Below are 20,837 nucleotides of genomic sequence, written 5' to 3' on the forward strand. Positions count from 1 at the left end.
ACGGGGACGGCTCATGGATCCTCCTAGGTACCTTTAGTATAAGGCCTAGAGGTGTCTACGAAACCCGGGGCGATTCAATATGCGCAAAATATAGGTGTCAAGTTTATTGAAATCCACGCTCACAGTTACCTTAGAAGTTACTACGAAAGGTTTGGATTTGAGTTCATCAAAGAAGTAGAAGTTGTGGGCGAACATCAGTTAATTGAAATGCGGCACCAAATAGTGCGCCCGTAATGCGGCGTTATCAGTGTAATCGCCCCGAAAATCCGAAGCGGTTGTAAGTAGATAATTCCGCTAAATCGAACTCGGTAACTAATTACCGAATTTCGATCAGTAATTGTGCCTGCCTATGTAGTAATTTCTTCGTCGCCGAAGGTTACCAGTTAGCAATTGCGTCACGAGTGGTAGACCTGGCTGCGACCGCCATCGATCAGAATATCGGTGGCATTGATAAAACGCGCTTCATCGCTGGCTAGAAAAAGCGCCGTGTTGGCGACCTCATCGGCCTCACCGATGCGACGGCACGGCAGCAAGTCTATCTGGTGTTGGCGTTCGGCTTCGCTCAGGTCGGCCAGCCAAGCCTGAGCGGGCGGCGTGCGAATCAGGCCGGGTGAGATAGAGTTGACGCGGATACCATGCGCCGCATATTCGATTCCCAGTGAGCGGGTCAAACCGATCAGGCCGTGCTTGGCGACCGGGTACGGGAAGGCGCCGGGGATAATTTTGTGCCCGTGGACGGAGGCGATGTTGACGATATGGCCGTACTCGCGGGCCAACATGCCGGGTAGCGCAGCCTGTATGACCCGCCATGCGCCTTCCAGATTGATCGACAGGCAGCGCCGCCAAGTGGCTTCATCGGTTTCAAGCGGGTCTGAGAAAACGTTGACGCCAGCGGCATTGATCACAATATCGATTCGTCCCAAGGCATCGGTGACTGCCGCGACCGCGCGATTTATCGCTGTCGTGTCAGCTACATCGGCTTCCACGCCCACCACAGGGCGGCCAATTTCGCGCTCAAGCCGAGCACATTCCCTAGCCAGCGCATGGTTATCCCGGTCTAGTAGTGCCACGCTCGCGCCTTCGGAAAGAAAACGCTCAGCCGTTGCCAGACCGATGCCGCTGGCCCCGCCGGTAATGAGTGCCGTACGTTGCTTGAGTCTCATGCGTGGTAATCCCTCTATTTATAATTGGGATGATAAGTAGAGTACGTCAGGAAGCCATGGCTGCCTGTTCTTTAATAGTTATTCCGTCCAATGCCATGTTTGGCCGTTCATCACCCCAACACCTGCGGATTAAGCTGCCACACACTCCAGGTAAGCGCACAGGCTAGGCTGACCCAGGCGAGATAAGGCATTAGCAGCACACCTGCCAACGGCTTGAGCCGCCAAAACATCACCAGCGTAATTAAAATCAACACCCAGAGCGCGACCACGCCGATAAAGGCGATAGCGCCCAGCTGCCAGGCGAAGAAGAGCCAGGTCCAAAGGGCGTTAAGCGCCAACTGTATTATGAATACCACAAGCGCGGGCCGGGCGCCGGGTTCGCGCCAGGCAAGCCAGGCGGCAATGCCCATCAGGCCGTAAAGTGTTGTCCACATCGGCCCGAATAACCAAGCGGGCGGCGCCCAAGCGGGCTGTTGGAGTGATTCGTAGAAAGACGCGGCGTTGATGGAAGCCACGGCGCCTATGCCGGCGGCGATATAGGCCAATACCAGCCAGCCAATCAGGCCCAGAATCTGCTTCTTACGGGAAAGTGCACGCACGTGAGCCTCTGCTGTAAAGTATAAAAATCGTTTCAAGCTTAGTGTAAGGCAATGGGATCGGCCACGACGGCGGTTGTGAAAGCTTGCGGCTAAACACTTCGAGCGTTCCGGCTTAACTCAGGTTCACGGTGAGGCAGGCGCGGTACTTGGTGGCAATTTCCCATCAAGCATCAATCTTCTCTTTCTCGATTCTGAGCGTTCTGAATATCTAATTAGCTACAAGGAGCCGATAACATGAAAGATTTACCCGTAAATGTTTCTCCCTATAAAAGAACGCCAGAATTTACCGAAGAGAGCGTTCCCACGGGATTGTTGAAGGACCACACTACCAAAGACGGTGTATGGGGCAAGATTGTGGTGCTTGAAGGCTTGCTGGAGTACACGATTAAAGAGCCTGCACTGGATATCATCGAGCTAAGCCCAGAGCGGTATGGTGTTGTAGAGCCAACGATAAAACATCATATCAAGCCATTGGGTCCGGTAAGATTTTTTGTTGAATTTTATCGCTAATTTGCAAGCTGATGAGAACCGGCCGCTTGAATATCGTTCGCCATAAGCGTTACGGATTTTACAGGTTTAATCCTGAAGTCGGGATAGAAAAGCCAAATCGTCAAAAAAACTATGTCCCATAGACTGTACAGGTTGAGCATTCGAGCGCATACTTGTACCTTAAAATGTACATGTGGAGGTTCCATGCGAATCGTATCCTTTACAGAAGCCAGAAATGGTTTAAAAGCCGTGTTGGATAGTGTCGTTAACGATGCAGACACCACTGTTATTACCCGGCGTGATGCTGAGGATGCGGTGGTCATGTCATTGGATTACTACAACAGCCTGATGGAAACGGTGCACCTGTTACGTTCACCAGCCAACGCTGAGCATCTAAATCGTTCCATTGCGCAGTTCAAAGCAGGAAAAACAACCCAAAGAGAGTTGGTTGATGAGTAATCGCCTGCTGTCATGGACCGATGAGTCGTGGATCGACTATCTGTACTGGCAAACACAAGACAAAAAGACGCTAAAGCGAATTAATAAACTGATCAACGATATAAAACGTTCGCCCTTTGAGGGCATCGGTAAGCCAGAGCCATTAAAGGAAAACCTGGCTGGCTTCTGGTCCCGCCGTATTGATGATACCAACCGCTTGGTTTACGCCGTGGACGACCAAGCTATTACGATAATTTCGTGTCGCTATCACTACTAACACCATCATTACCGCTTTCAGCGCACAAGATACTTCAGCAGACGAAAAAGCTTAAAGGCGGCATGTCTGACAAATGCTGCCATACTCTTCCATGTCACTAAATCCATGGAAGAGAGGAGCGACACAATGGTACGTCCGGTTTTTGCACGTACGTTACTGGTGAACTGTATGGGCGCCGCACTCGCGGCTGGCTACATCGGCAGCGCCTCGGCTGAAGACGCACCTCAATACGACGGTGAACTGTCCGGTTTTGAATACGCCTACCCGGTCGAGCGGTTCGATTTCAGTTCTCAAGGCCAGGACATGCAGATGGCCTACCTGGATGTTCAGCCGGAAGAGGGCAGCGCCAACGGCCGCACGGTGGTGCTGATGCACGGCAAGAATTTCTGCGCGGGTACCTGGGAAGACACGATTGAAGCGCTGACTGATGCGGGCTACCGCGTCATCGCGCCGGATCAGGTGGGGTTCTGTAAATCGACCAAGCCTGAGCATTATCAGTTTAGCTTCCACCAACTAGCGGCCAATACCCAGGCACTGCTGGAGGATCTGGATGTAGATGACGTGACCGTGATGGGCCATTCCATGGGCGGTATGCTGGCCACACGTTTTGCACTGATGTACCCGGAGCAGACCGAGCAGCTGGTAATGGTTAACCCGATTGGGCTTGAGGACTGGAAAGCCCTTGGCGTGCCTTACCAGAGCATTGATGAAGGGTATCAATCCGAGCTTGAAAAAACCGCTGAGGGCATCCGCGCCTATCAGGAAAGTACCTACTACGTGGATACCTGGGAGCCTGAGTACGACCGTTGGGTAGAAATGCTGGCAGGTATGTACGCTGGCGAAGACGGAGAACTGGTCGCCTGGAATCAGGCGCTGACGTCAGACATGGTCTTTACTCAGCCGGTGGTTCATGAATTTGATCAATTGCAGATGCCTACGCTGTTACTGATTGGCGAGAAGGACAACACCGCCATCGGCAAGGCGCAAGCGCCGGAAGATGTTCAGGAAACCCTGGGCCGGTACGATGTGCTGGGTGAACAGGCCGCTAACGCCATTCCGCAGGCAACGCTGGTCGAATTTCCAGAGCTTGGCCATTCGCCGCAAATTCAGGAACCCGAGCGTTTCCACGAAGAGCTGCTTAAAGGTCTGGAAAGGCTTTAACGCTGAGATGCATGTTTGAAAACAGCGTCATCGTCTGAGTGTCCTGTAATGGGTAGGCGCGGGGAGCTTTAAGCGCCTTGCGCCTGTCAGCCTTAATCAAGCGCTCGCTGAGGCTGCCGCGATGCCTCTTAGCTGGCTAACGTCGGCACGTGGGGGGGCGCCAAACATGCGGCTATATTCGCGGCTAAAGTGGGAAGGGCTTTCATATCCCACCCGGTAACTGGCGGTGGCCGCTTCCAGCCCCTCGGCCAGCATGAGTCGCCGGGCTTCGTGCAGGCGAAGCTTTTTCTGATACTGCAGGGGTGACATTCGGGTGACTTGCCTAAAGCTGTGGTAAAGCGTCGACTCGCTCATATTGGCAGCCGCTGCCAGTTCGCTGATCTTCAGGGGCTGGGTAAAGTGCTCTTTAAGCGCATAGATGACCCGCGCAATCCGATTCGCCTGAGAATCCGAGGCGGTAAACCGGCGCATATGAGACCCCAGGTCGCCCATCAGGGCTCGATAGATTAACTCTCGACGAGCCAGGGGGGAGAGCACCTTTATATCTTCCGGTGTGTCGAGCAGACTTAATAATCGATAGAGCGCGCCCTGCATCCGGGCATCCATGGGAGCCGACGTTAAGCCGCAGTCCAATTTGGAGCAGATGACATCGCTCCCCGTGGGCAGTGCCTTGTCGCCCAGTTCGAGTATCAAACCGGCGACTTCCTGAGGATCCACCGAGACCTTAACCGCCAGATAGGGCTGCTCTGGCGTGGCATGGTCAATTCTACCTACCACAGGAAGATCAATGGCGCTCGCCATATAGCTTGGGCCGCTGTAGACGAACTCCTTGTCTCCCAATAGCACGGTCTTACTGCCCTGAACCACAAAGCATAGGCACGGTTCATAAACGGCACAGTGAAAACTGGTAGGGGCGTCAGCGCGTATCAGTTGGACCTCGGCAATTGCCGTATCCTGCAGTGCTTCCAGGGGGGACCAGCGCCGCACGACGTGGCTCAATTGCTGTGGCAGGCTGTCGCTGAAATGGGTGATTTGCTCAGGCACGATAACGGTCAATGGCTTTCCTCCTTAACAGATTGCAGTATATGCCTACGCTTCAGGAACCGAAGGCTTTTCGTTGGGTTTTGCAGAATTAGGCAATCACCGCGTTGAAATCGGCAACCCTTGCCGTGTGTCATTAAACAGACACAATGCATAGAGGCGAAAACACACTGCTTTCACGATCTTCCAACCTTGTTTAGCGACTCACGCCTCACGACAGAATCAGGCAATCATGCCGCAGGAACGCGCTACCTGACATTCGCTCGTCTCGCCTATCGTGAGTGACGTTTGATGGGCATGCCTGTCTGTTCAGCCTCTTCATGCCACCACCCTCGTCTGTCGCTCTTTCGCAGCTTAACCGACGCGTTAAAAGCCAGCGCGGTGCGAATCTGTTTACGGGCCTATTCAAGAACGTACACAAGCACGTAATTAAAAACGTAATGAACAATCTAGCTATCGGAAGCCGGTGGCCATTGGAGCAAGTAATCATGGGAAGCCTTTTACAAAGAACCCGTCTTGCAGGCGGCCGGGCGGTGATCCTGCCTCTGCTGCTAACGGCCTTGCTGTCAGGATGCGAGGCTAAGAGCGAAGAAGTGTCAGCGCCTGCACCACCGCCACCGGAAGTTGATGTGGCAGAAGTCGTGGCTCAACCAGTGGTGTTAAGTGAGTCGTTCACCGGGCGCGTAGAGGCCGCTGAAACGGTCGAGTTAAGGGCGCGGGTGAGCGGCTATATTCAGGAAGTTGCTTTTGAAGAGGGCGAGTTGGTAGCCCAAGGGGATCTGCTATTTCTGATTGATCAACGCCCTTATCTGGCGCGTGTTGGCGCCGCCCAGGCGGATCTTGCTCAGGCCAGGAGCCAACTGGCCCAGGCGGGAAGCGAGGCCGAACGGGCTCGGGTGTTAGTGGGGCGCCAAGCCATTTCTCAGGAGGTTCATGACCAGCGTCAGGCGGCCCTGAATAATAATCGGGCCATGGTGGATGCCGCGCAAGCGGCGTTAGATATCGCCGAGCTTGACCTTGAATACACTCGCATTACGGCACCGGTCAGTGGTCGCGCCGGTCGGGCAATGGTGACCCGCGGCAACCTGGCCAATGCCGATCAGAGCTTATTGACCACGCTGGTGAGCATTGATCCAGTCCACGTCTATTTTGAGGCTGACGAACAGGCCGCGTTTGCCAGCCAGGCACTGCTGGTCGGTGACGCGCCGAACAGCCTGAGCATTGAGCTGGGCGGCGACCCTCAGCGGCAGTACAAGGGAACCCTGGACTTTATCGATAACCACTTAAACCCCAATACGGGCACCCTGCAATTCCGGGCGGTGTTAGCCAACCCGGATGGCCGCATCCGCCCCGGGGAATTCGCACGGGTCGACATGCCGGTCGCACGTTTAGAGCAAGCGTTACTGGTGGACCGCAAGGCGGTATTGACCAATCAGGATCGCCGCTACGTCTATGTCCTCGATGAAAACAACCTGGCAGAGCGGCGCCAGGTAACCACTGGGCGCCAGGTGGGGCAACAAACGGTTATTACCGAAGGGCTTAACGCCGGTGACCGGGTGATCGTCAACGGTGTACAAAAAGTGTTCTTCCCCGGCATGGAAGTGAGCCCGCAAAGCGTAGCGACTGCGCCAGCGGTTGATGCCCAACCCTCCATTGCTGCCAGGGAAGAATAAACCGCCATGAACTTCTCACGTTTCTTCGTGGACCGACCGATTTTTGCGGCGGTGCTGTCGATCATTATTCTGGCGGTAGGGTTGATCTCCATTCCCAACCTGCCGATTAGCGAATACCCGGACGTGGTGCCGCCCTCCGTGGTGGTGCGCACGGTCTACCCAGGCGCTAACCCGAAGGAGATCGCCGAGACGGTCGCCACGCCTTTAGAAGAGGCCATCAACGGCGTCGAGGACATGATGTACCTCAAGTCCGTGGCGGGCTCCGATGGCGTGCTGCAGATGACCGTCACCTTCCGCCCAGGCACCGATGCCGAACAGGCCGCCGTTCGGGTGCAGAACCGCGTCAGCCAGGCGGAAGCCCGGCTGCCGGAAGCTGTGCGCCGCCAAGGCGTCACCACCCAAAAGCAGTCACCGACCTTTCTGATGGTCGTTCACCTGACGTCTCCCAGTGGCGAATACGACACCCTCTACTTACGTAACTATGTGCGGCTGAATGTGCGTGATCGCCTGGCACGGATCGAGGGGATCGGTGATGCGCAGATATTCGGCGGCGGGGATTACGCGATGCGGGCGTGGCTGGACCCCGACCGCATAGCCGCCCGCGGCCTGACCGCCAGCGATGTAGTGGGGGCCATGCGTGAACAGAACGTGCAGGTCTCCGCCGGGCAGCTAGGGGCCGAGCCCATTGAGGAGAGTGACTCCCTAACGTTGATCAACGCCCGTGGGCGGCTGGAAACGGTTGAGGAATTTGGTGACATCGTACTAACGCGTGGCGACAGCGGCGAAATCCTCAGGCTTTCTGATGTGGCGCGGCTGGAAATGGGCGCCGGGGACTATACGCTGCGCTCACAGCTGGATAGCAATAGCGCGGTGGGTGTGGGGATATTCCAGGCTCCGGGTGCCAATGCGCTGGAGATTCGCGAGCAGGTCATCGCCACCATGGACGAGCTTTCCGAGCAATTCCCGGAAGGCGTGGAATATGAAGCGGTCTACGACACCACCATCTTCGTCAATGACTCCATCAAGTCAGTGATCGCCACCCTGCTGGAAGCCGTGCTGCTGGTGGTGCTGGTTGTCACGCTGTTCCTGCAGACCTGGCGCGCCTCTATTATTCCATTACTGGCGGTACCGGTCTCGGTGATCGGCACCTTTGGGGCGCTCTACCTGCTGGGTTACTCGATCAACACGCTGACCCTGTTTGGTCTTGTGCTGGCCATCGGTATCGTGGTGGACGACGCCATTGTGGTGGTGGAAAACGTCGAGCGGAACATTGAGGAAGGCCTTAAGCCGCAGGCCGCCGCGCATCAGGCCATGCGCGAGGTCTCCGGCCCGATTATCGCCGTAGGCCTAGTGCTGTGTGCGGTGTTTATTCCCATGGCCTTCCTGTCGGGGGTGACTGGTCAATTCTATAGCCAGTTCGCGGTGACGATTGCTATCTCCACGGTGATCTCCACCATTAACTCGCTGACCCTGTCGCCCGCGCTGGCAGCCATGCTGCTCAAGCCCCATAACGCGCCCAAGGATCGTCTCACCCGCATCATCGATAAGCTGTTTGGCTGGATTTTCCGTCCCTTCAATCGCTTTTTTAACGCTAGTTCCAATAAGTATCAGGGCGGTGTGGCTCGCTCCCTGAAGCACCGTGGCGCGGTGTTTGTGGTTTACGCGCTGTTGCTGTTGGGCACCGGTGTGATGTTCAAGGCGGTGCCGCCCGGGTTTATTCCGGTGCAGGATAAACTCTACCTGATTGCAGGCGTCATTCTGCCGGAAGGCGCGTCTCTGGAGCGAACCGATCAAATGCTTCAGGACGTGGTGGATATCGCCATGGAGACTGAAGGCGTTGAGCACGCCATAGCCTTTCCTGGCTTGAATGCGCTGCAGTTCACCAATACCTCCAATACCGGGGTCGCTTTTCTTACTCTCAGCGCCTTTGGTGAGCGCACCCTTGGCGCCGCTGACATTAATGCTCGCATCAATCAGGGCATTGGCGGTTTGAAAGAGGGTTTTGCGTTCTCCTTCATGCCGCCGCCGATTCTGGGGTTGGGCAACGGTTCTGGTTTCCAGCTGTTTATCGAGGATCGCGGTAATCTTGGCTATGGAGCCTTGCAGGAGGCCGTTAATCAACTCCAGGGCGCGATTGCCCAAACGCCTGGGTTGGGGTTTCCTATCAGCAGCTATCAATCGAATGTGCCTCAACTGGATGCAGAGGTCGATCGGTTGAGAGCCAAAGCCCAGGGCGTGCCGTTGACTGAACTCTTCGACACCTTGCAGACCTACCTTGGCTCGACCTATGTGAATGACTTCAACCGCTTTGGTCGCACCTGGCAGGTCATCGCCCAGGCGGACGCCCCTTATCGGGCAAGCGTGGAAGATATCGCCAAACTGCGTACCCGCAATGACCAGGGTGAGATGGTGCCGATTGGTACGATGGTGAATATCAAACAAACCTTCGGTCCGGACCCAGTACTGCGTTACAACGGTTATCCCGCCGCGGATCTCGCCGGAGAGATCGACCCTCGGGTGCTCTCTTCTGCTCAGGCGATGGACGTTATCAACGCGTTGGCGGCAGAGGTGTTACCCCCGGGTATGGCATTGGAATGGACCGATCTGAGCTATCAGCAATCCACCCAGGGCAATGCGGCCATGGTGGTCTTCCCGCTATCGATCCTGCTGGTATTTTTGGTATTGGCGGCACTCTATGAAAGCTGGACGTTACCATTGACAGTGATTCTGATCGTGCCGATGTCGATGCTGGCGGCGCTGATAGGCGTTTGGTTTGGCGGGGGTGACAACAACATCTTCGTACAGGTAGGGCTAGTAGTATTGATTGGCCTGGCGTGTAAAAACGCCATCCTGATCGTGGAATTCGCCCGAGAGTTGGAGCTGCAGGGCAAGAGCGTGGTGGAGGCAGCCCTGGAAGCTTGCCGGTTGCGTCTGCGGCCTATCATCATGACGTCTATCGCCTTTACGGCGGCGGTGTTGCCTTCGGTGATCGCCACGGGTGCGGGTGCCGAGGTACGGGCGGCGCTGGGTACCGCGGTGTTTGCCGGCATGATTGGTGTCACGCTGTTTGGCTTGTTCCTGACCCCAGTGTTCTACGTGGTGCTGCGTAAGCTGTCCGGCCCTTTGGTCAGTCATCACAGCCCCACGCTAGATACCCCATCCTACCCAGCCAGCTATCCTTGAATGGCAGAAGAACAATGACCGGGTAGTACTTGGAGTGGGCTTGCATATAGAAAAGAGTTAGAGACCGGGCTAGGGAGAAAGAGAGATAGAAAAAGAGAAAGGCTCGCTCGGTAACTGAACAGACAAGCACAACGGGCTATTCCCGCTGTGCTTGTCTGTTTTCATCAAGTTGAATAGAAAGCTGCTGCTTAGCGTTTTCAAGCGTCGGCCGCAGGTTATAAAGGCAGCTGCCGCTTCGGTAAACATCGGCTGGCCCCGCAATACGTGCCAGATCATTCGTAGTCGGAATCGTTTGGCACGTCTGATCATCTTGCGCCTGAGTGGCGCCGAGTAGCATCAAATGGCCGAACAACAGCCAGTCGCCATTCCGTTCGCCATACGCATTGCCCACCGCGCTATAGGGTTCAAAAATCAACCACTGGAAGGGTGTGTCGCTGCTTACCTGCAGGGTCTGGCAGGGTTCCGTCTGGCTTAAACAGGTGGAGTTCTGTTCAACCAGCAGGTTCAGCAAGGGCTCGGGAAGTGAGGCGCCGTCAGGGCTTGCCTTGAACTGCTGGGCGACGTCATTCAGCTCTTGGGTATCCACCAGCGGTTCCTGGCTCCAGCGCTCGGTTTGCTTGAGCGAAAGCTCGATACGTCGGGCAAACTCAGGCTGCGACTGGGCAAGTTCGCTCTCTGCCAGGGTTTGCAAGGCCAGGGCGCCTGGCTGGCCGAGCTGAAAGCGCAAGTAGTTAACATCAAACGCCTCGGCCGTTGTACGGCCATCCAGCAGCCGCTTAACTTGATTCTCGGCAACCCACTGGCGCATATCCGCCAGCGGCGTGTTCACCACGATCAACGCAATGGACACCAGTAGGGCCAGGCCGACGTTGGCGCGCTGCAGAGCGGGAAGCGCTGCCCGGCGCCGCCAGAGCAGAAGCAGACTGTAGCTTAAAGTAAACGCCGCGGTTAGCACTTGTAGTAGGACAGCCCACAGCCTGTCCAAGCTGAGGCCATATTGATCAATACGCAGCCAGAGCGCCCAGGCGGCTAGCACGCTACCCACCGGCAGCAATACAACGGCCAGTAAGATGACGCGGCGTAGCCAAGTTGGATAGGGAGATGGGCCATATGTTTGATGAAAGACAACGTTGAAGAACAGCAGCAGGGTCAGCATCAGCGCCATTAATATGGAGGAAGCGCTGCCCGTATCCCACACGGGTTGCAGGCCGGTGAAGGGAAGTACGGCAAAGAACAGCAGAATGATAAGCGCCACCAACGGTAGCAATGCCTTGATAAGCGCCTCACCCATCTGCCGCACGCTTTGAATCAGGCGAAAGCGGTTACGAATCATCACCAGCGTTAAACCAATCACCAGCCAGGTGACGGGATAGATAAAAGCAGGCTCGCTGAAAAGCGTTTCAAAAATGTCTAGGCCAATCGCATCAAACAGCGCCGCCCCCAGCCACAACAGGCTCCAGAACACGCCAATAAACAGCGCCAATTGGGCAAGCGTCAGAGCAAACTCCCAGGAGTAGTTCAACAGCGGAGAGTAGGCGGGAGGCCAGACTCTGCTAGCGACGCTGCTACGAAAAAACACCGCCAGGATAAATAGCGCTACGCCAACCGCCACGCAAAAGGCAAAGGTGAACTGATGCCGCGCCCGCGGCTGCTCGGGCGTCTGTTCGACCCAGCCAAGGTGCCAACCCAGCCAAAATAGCAGCGGGGCCAGCAGCAGCGGCAGCCAGTTGAGCCGATCATGCAGCCGCTCCAGGCTGATCAGATAAAACGCGGGTAGCGCGAGCGTTACCATGTAAAGTGCCTTGAGCCAGCGTTGGTCAGCGGCTAACCAGTGCTCATGGTCAATTGCCAAGTGAAGCGCCAATAGTACTACGCCCTGCATAACGGCAAGCAGAATCAAGCCAGCACTCGTGGCCTTGTCCAGCGTATTCGCGCGATTGTCATCCATGGCAGCTCTTCATAGGTTGAGGCAGCGTAGGGCCATGTGGTCAGGCCGTGAGCCACCATCATAGTCTGCAAAGAAGGCATTGATAACATTCATTTTGAATAGAGCTGACAATGGTGAGTCTAGCAGCGACGTTGAAAATGAAATTCTTTTGGCCTTGCAACGAACAGCCCATCCTGCCCCATAAACAACCCCTTAGCTGTTTACTTAACATTCTTCGCCTTGACGACCTCTCTATTGAATCCTTCACTGTATCTTGATGGTTTCGAAGTTGAATCCTTCGTTAACGTGATGGCTTATGGAATCACTCAGGGCTTTCTATCGCAGGTCGGGCGGTGTGGTTAGCGCTTGGCGTGATCAGAAATATCACTTGAATGCTCAATAAGCCCAGCATTTAGTCGAGGAGAATAACGTGTCTGATCAAAAGCCTACACGCCGTGAATGGGGTGCGCGTACCACGCCGAGCCTGCAAGGCAATGAACACTGGTGGCCCGACCAGCTCAACCTCAATGTCCTGCATCAGAAACACCCGGATGCCAATCCTTTCAGCGAGAGCTTTCGCTACGGTAAGGCATTTGCACAGCTCAATGTCGACGAGCTGAGTGCCGATGTTGATGCGCTGATGACCGATTCTCAGGATTGGTGGCCTGCCGATTGGGGACATTACGGCCCGTTCTTTATTCGCATGTCATGGCACGCGGCAGGCACCTATCGTGCGCTTGATGGACGCGGTGGTGGCGGCACCGGTGCGCAGCGCTTTGCCCCGCTTAACAGCTGGCCCGATAACGGCAACCTGGACAAGGCACGCCGCCTGTTGTGGCCCATCAAAAAGAAATATGGCGAGAAGCTTTCCTGGGCTGATCTGCTGGTATTCGCAGGCAACCGTGCGCTTGAAACCATGGGCTTCAAGACCTTTGGCTTCGGTTTTGGCCGCGCCGACATCTGGGCGCCAGAGGACGATATCTATTGGGGCCCTGAAAATGAGTGGCTGGGTGACAAAGACGAGCGCTATACCGGCAGCTTCGAAGACGGTAGCCGGGTGCTTGATAACCCGCTTGCCGCGGTGCAGATGGGGCTGATCTACGTTAACCCCGAAGGCCCCAACGGCGTGCCTGATGCAGCAAAATCCGCGATGGACGTGCGCGAAACTTTCGCCCGTATGGGAATGAACGACCGCGAAACCGTGGCACTGACGGTGGGTGGCCACACCTTCGGCAAGATGCACGGCAATGGGCCCGCCGACGCCGTGGGTGGAGCGCCGGAAGAGGCCAAACTTCATGAGATGGGCGTTGGCTGGGCCAACAAACACGAGACAGGCCTGGGCGAGTACACCATTACCTCTGGGCTTGAAGGTGCCTGGACGCCCACACCGACCAAGTGGGACAACACGTATCTTGAGACGATTTTCTCCCACGAGTGGCAAGTCAAAAAGTCCCCGGCGGGCGCCAATCAGTGGGAGCCGGTGGAGGTTAAAGATGGGTTCTGGGTGCCCGACGCGCATGTTGAAGGCAGAAAAAATCCGCCGGTAATGAACGCGGCCGACATGGCCATGATTGTTGATCCGGATTATCTGAAGATATCCAAGGAGTACCGCGAGAATCCGGATGTGCTGGCCGACGAGTTTGCCCGCGCCTGGTACAAGCTGCTTCACCGCGATATGGGGCCAAGTGCTCGCTATCTTGGCCCGCAGGTGCCTGAGGAAGTTCTCGTCTGGCAAGACCCGGTGCCTAAGCATGAAGGGCCGTTGGTTTCTGACGAACAGATCGCCACGCTCAAGCAGGCAATTACCGATACTGGGCTGACTGCCAAACAGTTGATAGAAACCGCCTGGGCCTCGGCCTGTACTTACCGCCAGACGGACCATCGCGGTGGCGCCAACGGTGCCCGCATCCGCCTTGAACCGCAAACCGGTTGGGATATCAACGTGCGCGGCGGCGTGGCGGAGGTGATCGACCAGCTAGACAAGATCAAAGGCGCTTCCAATACCACTATTTCGCTAGCAGACATGATTGTTCTGGGAGGAAGTGTCGGAGTCGAAATGGCTGCAAAATCAGCTGGGCACGATATTACCGTGCCATTCACGCCGGGGCGTACCGATGCGACCCAGGAAATGACCGAAGTGGATGCCCATGCCTATCTCGAACCGAGGCATGATGCGTTTCGCAATTATATGCAGGAACAATCGACGCCTATTCCAGCCGAGCACTTGATGATCGACCGGGCATTTATGCTGAACCTTAGCGCGCCCCAAATGGCCGCACTCCTGGGCGGCATGCGGGCTATCGGTATCAATGCCGGTGATAACAACACCGATGGTATCTTCACTCAGCGCCCGGGCCAGCTGACCAATGACTTCTTCGTCAACCTCATCGATATGGGCACCGTCTGGGAGCCGGTTGATGAGGACGAAGGGCGCTTTATAGGCCGGGACCGCAAGAGCGGTGAAACCAAATGGACCGCCACACGGGTTGATCTGGTCTATGGCTCGAACTCGCAGCTGCGCGCCATTGCCGAGGAGTACGCCGCGGATGGCGGCGAGCGCCATATGCTTCACAAGTTTATCTCTGGCTGGGTCAAGGTGATGGAGAACGACCGGTTCGACCTGCACCGCTAAGGTTCAAGCCTTTGATGAGCGAAAAGATTTTCGCTCCCTAACCTAAATGAGCGCGGCGGAAGGCTACTTCCGCCGCGCTTTTCAATGTCCTCTGTTAATATTCGTGATTTATAGCCTGTCGCTCGTTGGATAGGGCTTTGAATATGCCATAGGGAATCACTCGATGAACCATCCACAGCCTAACAACCCGTTACATGGTTTAAGCCTTGAAAAAATCTTAACCCGCTTGGTCGAGCGTTATGGCTGGGATGGTTTGTACGCAGAAATTAACGTCAACTGCTTTCACAACGACCCTTCCATCAAATCCTCGTTGAAGTTCTTACGCAAAACGCAGTGGGCTCGCGATAAAGTGGAAGCGCTGTATATCAATACGTTTACCTAAAGGTTCGAAATTGGGCCCAATGAGTTATTGAGAAGCCGACATTTAGTCGCATCGGCTAGATGCTAGCCGTAAAGGCGGTGTCGCGGCGACCGCTCGTACTCAGTTACGTTTTACGCTGTTTCATGAGCTGTACCATCTGGCCAGAGGCTGGGTAATCTACCGCGATGAACCGCGCACGACCTTTATGGAGGGGGTTGTCAGCGAAGGGCTTGCGGTTGTATTCGAGCGCGACGTGGGCGGGCGCCCAACACCGTGGGGAGAGTATCCAGATAATGTCCGCGAGTGGGTCGATGAGCTGTTAGCGCTTCCCGTCACGGCGCCGTACTACTCGTGGATGATCCAGCATGCTGATGGGCGGCGTTGGATCGGCTACCGCGCTGGTACCTATAATTGCCGAGCAGGCAATTCGTGCATCGGGCATGTCGGCGGCTGCGCTGGTTCAGGTGCCGACCGATGAGATTTTGAAAATGGCCGGTATTCATTCGATCAAGTAGTCGTGCTAGGCCAAGCGCTACCTCGAGGTTGTTCTATCATCATCCATAAAGAGTCAGAAACCGTGCTGAATCCCGTCATACAGGAAGAAACCACCGGCTGCGGTATTGCCTCGGTCGCCAATATTCTGGGTCATACCTATCCTGAAATGAAAGCCACCGCCAATGCCATGGGCATTTATGCAGAAGATGAATCGCTTTGGTCCGATACTCAGTACGTAAGAAAAATGCTGGCACACAAGGACGTGGTAACGTCACCCGATGAGGCGCCCTTTACCTCATGGCAAGCACTGCCAGATCTGGCACTGCTGGCGATCAAGCCACATCAACGTGACGGCAAGCATTTTTGGCACTGGGTAGTGTTCAAGCGTGCAAATGGCGAGGCGATGGTACTGGATTCCGCAAGCTACCTGCCCGCCAATATCCGTACGGATTTCGCTGCAATGCAGCCAGCGTGGTTTATCGAGGTTAGCCAACCAGCGGCTGAATGAGCAATAAAGGATCGAGACAGTAATGCAAATAGAGCCAGCCACTAAAGCCGATTACCCCGTGTTAATCGAAGTATGGGAAGACTCCGTTCGTGCGACCCACGATTTTCTGTCAGAAGGTGATCTATTGGCACTAAAGCCGCTCATTCTTGAGCAGTACTTTGATGCGGTTAATTTGATGGTAGCCAGAAACGATACTGGTGATATCGTCGGCTTTTGCGGGGTTAACGACGACAATATCGAAATGCTGTTTATTGCCCCACAGACGCGCGGGCAAGGTGTGGGTGTGCAGCTGGTATCTCATGCTATCAATACCCAGGCGGCCACCAAGGTAGATGTTAATGAGCAGAACGAGCAGGCAGTAGGTTTCTATCAGCACATCGGTTTTTCGGTTATAGGACGCTCGCCGCTGGATGGGCAGGGCAACCCCTATCCGCTGCTGCATATGGCGCTCTCAAGTCGCTAGGAGCGGTAGTAAAACAGCTTATACGCGTGTCTAGCGTCTTCTCATAAGCTCTTCATCTAGGGGTGAGCACGGTTCCTATCCACGCCTGGTAAATAAATGCTGGTTGCTGGATGGCCGCATCGTAATAGATAACCTGATCGTAGTTATGCGAACTTTTTCATTAGACCAGACCATAAACGTTAGGGCGATCCCCATGATATGGATTGGGATTGGAAGCCTACGAATGCTGGCGTCAATATAAAGTAGAGCGCGCATGGTGAACTTTGCTGGTAGTTAGTAAGAGCCACTACGCTGAATTTTTGTCTACAGTAAGAGAGTAACTAGAAAATTGATTAAGACAGTACTTAAGACAGTACTTAAGACAGTACTTAAAAAAGTATAAGCGGGTGTTCGCGCATGGTATCCGCTGCAAAGGAGGTAACTATGCTGCTCAAAGGATCATGTCATTGCCAAGCCGTGACGTTCAGCGTGAGGTCACACCACCCCTATCCCTTTAATCTCTGTTACTGCTCTGTGTGTCGCAAGACAGCGGGTGGAGGCGGTTTCGCAATCAATCTCAGTGGAAAAAGCAAAACGCTTAATGTGGAGGGTGATGAGCACATTTCGATCTACCGAGCTGTTATCAATGGCGAGCAAAGCACTGGGGAGCGACATTTCTGCAAGCATTGTGCGACAGCGCTATGGGTTTACGATCCCGATTGGCCTGAGCTTGTGCATCCCTTTGCCTCGGCAATTGATACGGATTTGCCGATACCGCCTGAGCGGACGCATATCATGTTGGGAAGCCGGGCCGATTGGGTTGAGGTAAGCGCACAGCCGCAAGATAAATGTTTCGACGAGTACCCAGATGAAAGCCTTGCCGAGTGGCATCAACGGCTAGGGTTGGAGAGTTAGCGCTATTGCTGGCCTGGGGTAAGGCTTTACCTCGTTTTTATAATATCCCAGTGTGCTGAATAAGGACCATAACGCCAATGCCGATCAGCACAACACCGCCAATAAGCTCGGCCCAGTGGCCGACGAACTGGCCAAATTTGTGACCAAGCACGGTGCCAATGGAGGCCATTACGGTGGTTGTCAGGCCAATGGCTAAGCTGGTGACAATGATATCGACATCAATAAAGGCAAGGCTTGCGCCGACGGCCATGGCATCAATGCTGGTGGCAGTCGCGGTTAAAATGAGCAGCCACAAGGTTTGTTTGCGGTGCTCTATCTTGTCCTCATTTTTAAGCCCGGCGTAAATCATATGCAGGCCGATGGCAGAAAGCAGCGTAAACGCGACCCAGTGATCCCAGGCCTCAACATACTGTTGTGATGCCTTTCCGGCCACCCAGCCAAGTACGGGGGTAATCGCTTCGATAACGCCAAATACCAGGCCAATGCCGATCGCATGATGAAATTTTGGTTTGTTTAATTCAGCGCCTTTGCTGATAGAGGCGGCAAAGGCATCGGCCGACATGGAAATAGCCAGAAATATCAGCGTGACAGGTGCCATGATAACTAAATTCTCTCACTAAAAAACGTACCCACGATGGCGTTCTATTAGCATGTGTCAATGAACATGAAAAAAAGAAAAGCTGGGTATTTGATAGCGATGAATTCTAGCATAATTAATAGCGTTTAAAGGCTAAGTGTCTAAAATATAAAGTTTATTCCCGTCAACTAACATAGCCTTGGCTAACTATCTCAGTATTGGGCTATTTATAAAAGCAGCGCTTTTTAATCAACATAGAAAAACCGAAATGCTAACAACGCTAGTTGAAAAAAATCAGGCCGCTGCGTAGTTATTAAGAGTTAAAGCGCGTTAAACGAGACGCTGCGAATTAACGCGGTTACCTGCATGCCTTGTTTTAGGCCCATCTCATCCCAGGATTTGCGCGTCAGCCGTGCGCGTAAAGCAACTGTGCCGATACTTAAACGTAGCTCGACGGTATATGGCGCCTCGGGAAGTATGGTGAAATCGCTGATAGTAGCGTTGAGCTGGTTACGGTAGCTGGTGTTGGTGGGTGGGGTAAGCGCCAGGGCAATATCCCGGGCCAAAATACGCACACGTAAGCGGCGGCCTAACGGCGCCGATGTACCGGGCAGCACTAACTGGTGGTCGCAATCTAATGCTAAGTGGGTAAGACCGTACGCTTCTTCATGAGCAACCACTTCGCCCTCCAGTAACGAGGCAGCATCGAAGCCGCCTAGCTGGTGCGTCAAATCAAAGCGCTGAAGCAGCGTGCTCAGGCTGCCGCTAGCCTGCACCTGCCCTTTATTCATTAGTACCAGATGATCTGCGATGGCGGAGATTTCTTCCGGGTCGTGGCTGACATACACGACAGGAATATCCACCTGCTGAGTGAGTCGCGTGATATAGCGCAGTAACTCCTCTTTACGCGCACCGTCTAGCCCCGTTAAGGGTTCATCCATAAGCAGTAGCTGTGGGTCGCTGAGCAGTGCACGGCCAATCGCTACACGGCGGGCCTCGCCACCGGATAGCGTGCCTGGCATGCGCTCTAAAAGCGCTTCAATACCCAGTAGTCCAATGATTTCATCAAAACGACTTGTAGCGTGGCGCGGCATTCCATAGGTCAGGTTGCCGCGCACTTGATAATGGGGGAACAGGCGTGCTTCCTGAAAAACCACTCCAATACGTCTTCGGTGTGGAGGTATAAAGACGCCTCGTTGAGTATCGAGTAGCGCACGGTCGCCAATGTAAATATGGCCTTCAGCAGACTTATCCAGGCCGGCGATGAGTCTTAGCAAGCTGGTTTTTCCGCTGCCCGAGGCGCCGAATAGGCCCGTCACACCGCTACCGGGTAGATCCAGAGTAGCGGCCAGCTGGAACTGGCCTAATTGCTGTTTCACCGCCAGCGTTAGTGAGCCAGGCGTTGATTTGTTGGGGTCGCTGGGTCGATTAGCCATCGCGTTCCTGTAAGCGTTGTCGGGTGCGCCTTGCCAGCCATTCAGAGGCGATCAGCGAAAGCAGGGCGATCACAATGGCAATAATGCACAGGCGGGCTGCCGTCGCTTCTTGCCCTGGGGTTTGAATCAGCGTGTAAAGCGCCAGTGGCAGGGTGCGGGTTTCACCTGGGATATTAGAGGCAAACGTGATGGTCGCGCCAAACTCGGAAAGTGCCCGTGCAAAGGCGAGCACGGTGCCGGTGAGTAGGCCGGGCACGGCAAGCGGCAGAGTGATAGTGGTAAATATCCGCCATCGGCTGGCGCCCAGCGTGCTGGCGGCGGCTTCAAGTTTAGGGTCCACCGCTTCAAGGGAAAGTCTAAGGGCGCGTACCAGCAAGGGAAAGGCCATCACACCGCTGGCAACCGCAGCGCCTTGCCAGGTAAAGGGGAGCGATATGCCTAGCGCGTTATACAGCCATTGCCCAATGATGCCTTGCCTGCCCAGCGCCACCAGCAATAAATACCCTACCACCACGGGTGGCAATACCAAAGGCAGGTGGATGAGACCGTCTACCAGTGCCTTGCCACGAAATTCGTGTCGAGCCAGCCACCAGGCGACGGCAATACCTGGCGGTAGAATCCAGGCCACGGCGGCTAAGCCAATTAACAGACTTAGCCTTATGGCTTCCCATTCGGCCGGTGAAAGTGTCACGGTGCTGCGATATCCGTATCGAAACCGTACGCTGCAAAAATCCTCAGCGCCTCATCACTGGCTAGCCACTCACGTAGTGCTATAGCGGCTTCATTATCTTGTGCATCCACCAGCGCGATTGGGTAAGTAATAGGGTCGTGGCTATCGATTGGGAAGAGCCCCAGCGTTCTTACCCGCTCGCTGGCAAAAGCGTCAGTTTGATACACAACGCCAACGGGGGTTTCCTGTCGCTCAACCAGGGTGAGTGCCGCACGCACATCGTTACCACGCGCAAGTCTTGATTCCAGTGTTACCCATTCGCCCAGCGCTTCCAGTGCTTGACGTGTATAGATGCCTGCTGGCACATGATCTGGATCACCAACGGATAGACGCTCCTCGTCACTCAGAAGCGTGGCAATAGCGCTGTCTTCACCTGGCGTAAAGTGTTCTGGAAGGTCAGTGCTAGCCGTGATGAGCGCTAAGCGGTTTTGCAGAAGGTCGCTGCGATCATGAATATTGATCCCTTGCTCTTCCAACCAGTCCATCCACTGAACGTTAGCGGATAAAAATAGATCGGTTGGACTGCCGTTAGCGATTTGCCGGGCCAGGGTGGAGGACGAGGCATAAATGGGCGTTATCTCAACATCATGTTGAGACTCATATATAGCAATAGCTTCATTAAATGCATCGGTAAGTGAGGCGGCTGCCGCTACTTGAACGTTATCCGTTGCATAAGCAGATACGGGCATTGCCAACACTAACGAAACGGCTAAAAAGCGGCGATTAAATATGGCATTGTTCATTGAATGATTCCGTTATTTCCATGTGGATATAGCGGAGATTATACAGA

At 54.7% G+C, this 20,837-nt stretch carries 19 protein-coding genes and 1 pseudogene; 12 read left to right on the forward strand and 8 right to left on the reverse strand.

The genetic code is table 11. The features are described 5' to 3' along the window. Window positions 1–395: 395 nt before the first annotated feature. Together INT33_RS05280 and INT33_RS05285 are read right to left on the reverse strand one after the other, a co-directional pair. Window positions 396–1,163 carry an SDR family oxidoreductase gene (locus INT33_RS05280; RefSeq protein WP_192538371.1) on the reverse strand — a complete coding sequence of 256 codons (768 nt, stop codon included), beginning with the start codon at window positions 1,161–1,163 and terminating at the stop codon, window positions 396–398. Between the two features lie 110 nt (window positions 1,164–1,273). After that, a complete protein-coding gene (locus INT33_RS05285) occupies window positions 1,274–1,762 on the reverse strand; it encodes a TspO/MBR family protein (protein ID WP_192538369.1) in 489 nt (162 codons plus the stop codon). A 234-nt stretch (window positions 1,763–1,996) separates the two neighbouring features. On the opposite strand from INT33_RS05285, the gene INT33_RS05290 reads away from it, so the two are divergent. The 4 genes from INT33_RS05290 to INT33_RS05305 all read left to right on the forward strand — a co-directional run bounded on the left by INT33_RS05290 (window position 1,997) and on the right by INT33_RS05305 (window position 4,127). After that, the gene (locus INT33_RS05290) at window positions 1,997–2,272 is read left to right on the forward strand and encodes a DUF1971 domain-containing protein (protein WP_018918780.1); all 276 of its coding nucleotides are present in this window, start codon (window positions 1,997–1,999) and stop codon (window positions 2,270–2,272) included. 183 nt (window positions 2,273–2,455) lie between these two features. After that, window positions 2,456–2,710, forward strand: coding sequence for a type II toxin-antitoxin system Phd/YefM family antitoxin (locus tag INT33_RS05295; protein WP_192538367.1), 255 nt, complete (start codon window positions 2,456–2,458; stop codon window positions 2,708–2,710). Then, window positions 2,703–2,966, forward strand: coding sequence for a Txe/YoeB family addiction module toxin (locus INT33_RS05300; protein ID WP_192538365.1), 264 nt, complete (start codon window positions 2,703–2,705; stop codon window positions 2,964–2,966). The genes INT33_RS05295 and INT33_RS05300 overlap by 8 nt, the downstream gene beginning before the upstream one ends. A 126-nt stretch (window positions 2,967–3,092) precedes the next feature. Then, entirely contained in the window at window positions 3,093–4,127 is a 1,035-nt protein-coding gene (locus INT33_RS05305; protein ID WP_193091318.1) for an alpha/beta fold hydrolase, read from the forward strand. A gap of 96 nt (window positions 4,128–4,223) precedes the next feature. Here the strand turns inward: INT33_RS05305 and INT33_RS05310 are convergent, their stop codons facing one another. After that, window positions 4,224–5,183, reverse strand: a complete 960-nt coding sequence (locus INT33_RS05310; RefSeq protein ID WP_193091319.1) for an AraC family transcriptional regulator — start codon at window positions 5,181–5,183, stop codon at window positions 4,224–4,226. Window positions 5,184–5,656: 473 nt separating this feature from the next. Between INT33_RS05310 and INT33_RS05315 the strand changes: the two genes are divergently transcribed. Both INT33_RS05315 and INT33_RS05320 read left to right on the forward strand, forming a co-directional pair. Further along, window positions 5,657–6,841 (forward strand): efflux RND transporter periplasmic adaptor subunit, encoded by a 1,185-nt coding sequence (locus INT33_RS05315; RefSeq protein ID WP_193091320.1) that lies wholly within the window; start codon window positions 5,657–5,659, stop codon window positions 6,839–6,841. A gap of 6 nt (window positions 6,842–6,847) precedes the next feature. Next, on the forward strand, window positions 6,848–10,024 hold the full coding sequence (locus INT33_RS05320) for an efflux RND transporter permease subunit (RefSeq protein ID WP_193091321.1): 3,177 nt from the start codon (window positions 6,848–6,850) through the stop codon (window positions 10,022–10,024). A 136-nt stretch (window positions 10,025–10,160) separates the two neighbouring features. Here INT33_RS05320 and INT33_RS05325 read toward each other — a convergent pair whose 3' ends face one another. Next, window positions 10,161–11,972, reverse strand: coding sequence for a DUF4153 domain-containing protein (locus tag INT33_RS05325; protein ID WP_193091322.1), 1,812 nt, complete (start codon window positions 11,970–11,972; stop codon window positions 10,161–10,163). 409 nt (window positions 11,973–12,381) lie between these two features. On the opposite strand from INT33_RS05325, the gene katG reads away from it, so the two are divergent. The 6 genes and pseudogenes from katG to INT33_RS05355 all read left to right on the forward strand — a co-directional run bounded on the left by katG (window position 12,382) and on the right by INT33_RS05355 (window position 17,304). After that, window positions 12,382–14,583 (forward strand): catalase/peroxidase HPI, encoded by a 2,202-nt coding sequence (gene katG, locus INT33_RS05330; protein WP_193091323.1) that lies wholly within the window; start codon window positions 12,382–12,384, stop codon window positions 14,581–14,583. A gap of 163 nt (window positions 14,584–14,746) precedes the next feature. Then, window positions 14,747–14,965 (forward strand): VF530 family protein, encoded by a 219-nt coding sequence (locus tag INT33_RS05335; protein WP_018918769.1) that lies wholly within the window; start codon window positions 14,747–14,749, stop codon window positions 14,963–14,965. A 103-nt stretch (window positions 14,966–15,068) separates the two neighbouring features. Beyond that, window positions 15,069–15,422: pseudogene (locus tag INT33_RS05340) on the forward strand (DUF2268 domain-containing putative Zn-dependent protease); the annotation flags it as partial. 99 nt (window positions 15,423–15,521) lie between these two features. Further along, entirely contained in the window at window positions 15,522–15,947 is a 426-nt protein-coding gene (locus INT33_RS05345; protein ID WP_192538354.1) for a hypothetical protein, read from the forward strand. Window positions 15,948–15,969: 22 nt separating this feature from the next. Then, window positions 15,970–16,410: an acetyltransferase gene (locus INT33_RS05350; RefSeq protein ID WP_193091324.1), complete on the forward strand. Its 441-nt coding sequence runs from the start codon at window positions 15,970–15,972 to the stop codon at window positions 16,408–16,410. A gap of 423 nt (window positions 16,411–16,833) precedes the next feature. Next, the gene (locus INT33_RS05355) at window positions 16,834–17,304 is read left to right on the forward strand and encodes a GFA family protein (protein WP_193091325.1); all 471 of its coding nucleotides are present in this window, start codon (window positions 16,834–16,836) and stop codon (window positions 17,302–17,304) included. Between the two features lie 37 nt (window positions 17,305–17,341). Here INT33_RS05355 and INT33_RS05360 read toward each other — a convergent pair whose 3' ends face one another. From INT33_RS05360 to modA, 4 genes are all read right to left on the reverse strand, one after another. Continuing rightward, entirely contained in the window at window positions 17,342–17,902 is a 561-nt protein-coding gene (locus INT33_RS05360) for a manganese efflux pump MntP (RefSeq protein ID WP_193091326.1), read from the reverse strand. Window positions 17,903–18,201: 299 nt separating this feature from the next. Beyond that, complete coding sequence (gene modC, locus INT33_RS05365) at window positions 18,202–19,317, reverse strand: molybdenum ABC transporter ATP-binding protein (protein ID WP_192538346.1); 1,116 nt, start codon at window positions 19,315–19,317, stop codon at window positions 18,202–18,204. Then, window positions 19,310–20,008, reverse strand: a complete 699-nt coding sequence (modB, locus tag INT33_RS05370; RefSeq protein ID WP_192538344.1) for a molybdate ABC transporter permease subunit — start codon at window positions 20,006–20,008, stop codon at window positions 19,310–19,312. The genes modC and modB overlap by 8 nt, the downstream gene beginning before the upstream one ends. After that, window positions 20,005–20,790 carry a molybdate ABC transporter substrate-binding protein gene (gene modA, locus INT33_RS05375; RefSeq protein ID WP_192538343.1) on the reverse strand — a complete coding sequence of 262 codons (786 nt, stop codon included), beginning with the start codon at window positions 20,788–20,790 and terminating at the stop codon, window positions 20,005–20,007. Before modA ends, modB begins: the two co-directional genes overlap by 4 nt. Window positions 20,791–20,837: the final 47 nt, after the last annotated feature.

The sequence above is a fragment of the Halomonas colorata genome, assembly GCF_014897985.1.
GTDB lineage: Bacteria > Pseudomonadota > Gammaproteobacteria > Pseudomonadales > Halomonadaceae > Vreelandella > Vreelandella colorata.

Excerpts from the sequence above, each read along its gene's own strand:
- INT33_RS05360 (WP_193091326.1), bottom strand. The coding sequence starts at position 17,902 with ATGGCACCTGTCACGCTGATATTTCTGGCTATTTCCATGTCGGCCGAT.
- INT33_RS05315 (WP_193091320.1), top strand. The coding sequence starts at position 5,657 with ATGGGAAGCCTTTTACAAAGAACCCGTCTTGCAGGCGGCCGGGCGGTG.
- INT33_RS05290 (WP_018918780.1), top strand. The coding sequence starts at position 1,997 with ATGAAAGATTTACCCGTAAATGTTTCTCCCTATAAAAGAACGCCAGAA.
- INT33_RS05305 (WP_193091318.1), top strand. The coding sequence starts at position 3,093 with ATGGTACGTCCGGTTTTTGCACGTACGTTACTGGTGAACTGTATGGGC.
- INT33_RS05350 (WP_193091324.1), top strand. The coding sequence starts at position 15,970 with ATGCAAATAGAGCCAGCCACTAAAGCCGATTACCCCGTGTTAATCGAA.
- modA (WP_192538343.1), bottom strand. The coding sequence starts at position 20,790 with ATGAACAATGCCATATTTAATCGCCGCTTTTTAGCCGTTTCGTTAGTG.
- INT33_RS05300 (WP_192538365.1), top strand. The coding sequence starts at position 2,703 with ATGAGTAATCGCCTGCTGTCATGGACCGATGAGTCGTGGATCGACTAT.
- INT33_RS05280 (WP_192538371.1), bottom strand. The coding sequence starts at position 1,163 with ATGAGACTCAAGCAACGTACGGCACTCATTACCGGCGGGGCCAGCGGC.
- INT33_RS05325 (WP_193091322.1), bottom strand. The coding sequence starts at position 11,972 with ATGGATGACAATCGCGCGAATACGCTGGACAAGGCCACGAGTGCTGGC.
- modC (WP_192538346.1), bottom strand. The coding sequence starts at position 19,317 with ATGGCTAATCGACCCAGCGACCCCAACAAATCAACGCCTGGCTCACTA.
- INT33_RS05355 (WP_193091325.1), top strand. The coding sequence starts at position 16,834 with ATGCTGCTCAAAGGATCATGTCATTGCCAAGCCGTGACGTTCAGCGTG.
- INT33_RS05335 (WP_018918769.1), top strand. The coding sequence starts at position 14,747 with ATGAACCATCCACAGCCTAACAACCCGTTACATGGTTTAAGCCTTGAA.
- INT33_RS05320 (WP_193091321.1), top strand. The coding sequence starts at position 6,848 with ATGAACTTCTCACGTTTCTTCGTGGACCGACCGATTTTTGCGGCGGTG.
- INT33_RS05295 (WP_192538367.1), top strand. The coding sequence starts at position 2,456 with ATGCGAATCGTATCCTTTACAGAAGCCAGAAATGGTTTAAAAGCCGTG.